The sequence below is a fragment of the Pseudomonas sp. K5002 genome, from assembly GCF_013386655.1.
Lineage (GTDB): Bacteria > Pseudomonadota > Gammaproteobacteria > Pseudomonadales > Pseudomonadaceae > Aquipseudomonas.
Genome location: NZ_JACARK010000605.1, coordinates 1 through 3,327, shown reverse-complemented (window position 1 = coordinate 3,327; position 3,327 = coordinate 1). Strand labels below are relative to the sequence as shown.

General features: G+C 63.8%; 2 protein-coding genes and 1 pseudogene. 1 reads left to right on the top strand and 2 read right to left on the bottom strand.

Features of this window, described 5'->3' with window-relative positions; all coding sequences use genetic code 11:
- Positions 1 to 1,288 (bottom strand): ABC transporter ATP-binding protein (locus HX846_RS24530; protein WP_178966253.1); only part of this gene is annotated, 1,288 nt, incomplete at its 3' end.
- Positions 1,289 to 1,434: 146 nt separating this feature from the next.
- Complete coding sequence (locus HX846_RS24525; protein ID WP_178966252.1) at positions 1,435 to 2,667, bottom strand: acyl-CoA dehydrogenase family protein; 1,233 nt, start codon at positions 2,665 to 2,667, stop codon at positions 1,435 to 1,437.
- A 412-nt stretch (positions 2,668 to 3,079) separates the two neighbouring features.
- Between HX846_RS24525 and HX846_RS24520 the strand changes: the two are divergent.
- Positions 3,080 to 3,327, top strand: a pseudogene (locus HX846_RS24520) (ABC transporter substrate-binding protein); the annotation flags it as partial.

Genomic DNA, 3,327 nt, shown 5'->3' with positions numbered 1-3,327 from the left:
CGTGCACCCGTTGGCGCAACGCACCGAGGTCAAGTTCGCGAATGTCTTGCCAGCCAGCGCCGTCATAGCCCAGCAGCACGCGCCCGGTGCTCACATCAGTGAGGCGTGGCAACAGGCTGGCCAGCAGGCTTTTCCCGGTGCCGGTGGCGCCCACCAACGCGACAATTTCGCCGGGCACCAGGGCCAGCGAGCAGTCATGCAGAATGTCCCGCCCACCGCCGGGAGCGCTGACACTGACGTGCTCCAGGCGCAACCCCAGGGGCGAAGCGGGCAGGGTGGCGCTGCCGCTGCGTATCGCTGCGGGGGCGTCCAGCAGTTGCCAGATACGTTCGGCACTGGCCCGGGCATCGGCGAAGGTTTGCATCACCCGGCCAATGCCTTCGATGCGAAATACCAGGGTGGTGGCGATCAGCAGCGAGGTCACCAGTTCACCGATGCCCAACTGACCGGCCGCCACCAGGTGGGCGCCGTAGACCAGGATCCACACATGGCCGAGGGCGACCACGGCCTGGGGCAGCGGAATGCGTGAACTGGAATAGGCCAGCGCCTGGCGGGCCAAGCCTGCGAACACTGCAACCTGTTCGGAAAAGCCCTGGATACGGCTCTGCTCAAGGGCAAAGGATTTGATCACCCGCACCCCGCCGATGCCTTCACTGAGGTCCTGGTTGACGCGGTCGTAGGCCGCGCCGACGCTGCGGTCGAGTTCAACCAGGCGTTCGGTTTGCAGCACGAAAATCCACAGTCCGGTGACGGTCAGCAGCAGCGGTACCAAGCCCAGCCACGGGTTGTACCAGCTCAACAGACCCACGGTGGCCAACACCACCAGCGGGGTTTCCACCACCTGGCGCCAGAAGGTGATCAGCGCGTCACGTACCTTGTCGGCATCGCGGGTGGTGCGGGTGATCATCTCGCCCATGCCGTGCTGCCAGTGATAACCCAGGTGCAGGCTTTGCACCTGGGCGAGGATGCGTTCGCGCAGGCGCGTCAGCAGTTCCTGGCTGAGCACCAGGGACATGACGCTGGCGGCGTATTGCAGCGCGCCACGGCCCAGGGCCACGGCGAGCATCAGCCACAGCCAGTGCCAGCCAAGGCTGGCATCGAGGCTGCCGTCGGCGTGGCGGATCACTGCGCGACCGGCGCTGACATCGTTGACCGCATGGCCGATCAGCCATTGTTGCCAGACCAGGCCGAGGTTGATGGCCACGAACAGCCCGGCGACCAGAGCGAAGCGCCAGGGCATTTCACGGTAGATCGCCAGGCTGCGCAGAAGGGGGTGTTTTTCGATCATGAAAAGCTCATTGGGTTTATCGATCCTTCCCAAATTGTGGCGAGGGAGCTTGCTCCCGCCGGGTTGCGAAGCGACCCCAAAAACAGGGCCTGCTGCGCAGTCCAGCGGGACCAAGCCCCCTCGCCACAGGGATGTGTTGGGCTGGTCTAGCGAGTGGTAGCGCCCTGGGTTTCCTTGGCATTGAGGATCGCCGTGTACTCCCCCGGATCAATCCCGTTCAGGTAGTAGTTGCCCACATGGTGCAAGCGCCAGCGAATCGGGTCGTGGGTGGTATGCACCCGGGCGTTGCGCCAGAACCGGTCGAGGTTCCATTTGCTCAGCGACGAACTGGCCCCCAGCAACGAGAAAATATCGCTGGAGATCTTCAACGAAGCACTGTCCGAATGCGCCCGTGCCGTGGCCACCGACAGGATCAATTCGTCCTGCAGTTCCTTGTTCTCCGGGTCCAGCTCATGTGCGTCGAACACCCGCGCCGCATCCCGCAACAGCGACTCGGCTGCACGCAGGGCCACCGCGTATTCGCCGATCTGCTTGATGATGTGCGGCTCTTCATTGGCGTGGTCCACGCCGCTTTCCACCCAGGGCCGGGCGTTGTGCTTGAGGTACTCCACCGCCGCGGTCAGCGCGCCCGAGGCAATCCCGGTATCGATCGCCGCATGCAGGATCTGCGGGAAGGTCAGGCCGGTGCGTTTCATCGGGCCCTTGCGCTTCGAAACGAAGTCTTCATCCAGCTCGATATTGTCGAAATTCACCGTGCCGCTGACCGAGTTTTTCTGGCCGAAGGCTTCCCAGTCATCCACCAGGGTCAGGCCCGGTGCGTTGCGGTTGAGCAGCACGCCGGCGCCGCCGTCATCCGAGGCCGCGGTCAGGGAGATCCATTCGGCAAGGTAGGAACCGGTGGAGTAGAACTTGCTGCCATTGAGTACCAGCTTGCCATCTGCACGCCGCTCGACGCGGGTCTTGAGGGCGAACTTGTTCTTGCCGCCGACTTCCGCCAGGGCGTTGCCAAAGCGCTTGCCGGCCAGCACATCGGCCACCAGGCGATCACGCACCGCATCCGTATAGCCGTTGAAGATGCCCCGCAGCATCACGTTGTGAATCTGCAGCAACTGGCCCACACCACCATCGGCCACCGAGACCAGGCGCACGGTTTCGACGATGGTTTGCACCGAGGCCCCCAGCCCGCCGAATGCCTTGGGCACACCGATGGCGGTCAGGCCGCTTTGGGACAGCAGTTGCGCCTGGCGCCACGGCAACTGGCCGTTCTGGCTGCTGTCGGCGGCAATCGCGGCGATCTCCACGGCGATCTCCTTGGCTGCGGCAATGGCTTCGGCCTCGCTGTGCAGTTGGCGTACCGGTACCTGTTCGAACGTACTCATAGTTTCTTCCCCTGATTTGGCCCGTGTGTTTAAGCCCCTCTGCAGGAGCCGGCTTGCCAGCGATGGACTCAAGTGCACCGCGTAAACCCGTCAGTACACGTCATCGTTAACCACCATCGCTGGCACGCCAGCTCCTACAGGGGATTGCGCTGGATGTCGGGCATTGAAGGTGCCTTGAGCAAGTTCTGCGCCAATGCCGAAAACCACCCCTGGCGGGGCCTGCGATAACGGAGTGTTGCTGGGGCAGCAGTGGCGAACGGGTGACTGCTGGGCCAGCAGCAGCGCTGCTGACAGGCCAGCAACAGTACTTCGACTCTTTGCGCCAAAGCCCTGCAAACCGGGGCTTTGGCCAATTGGCACGGCCTCTGCAATACCCCCATGGACTGCCTTGCCCAATTCAATGGAGCTGCCCATGACCCTTTCCGCGATCCTGCCCAAGCCTGCGCTTGAGCAGATCTGGTTTACCCGCTGCCCGGTACCGACCGCCTCCGGCATCGCCTACAAACTCGGTTGGCTGGGCGACGAATTCGCCGCCGACGGCCTGCCGGTCTCGACCTTGCAGGAGGCTCGTCAACTGGGCCATCACCACTACGATCACGAGCTGCCGGGGCTGTTTCGCGAAGGCGGTAATGTGCCGGCATTGGCCGCCCGTGCCGCCGG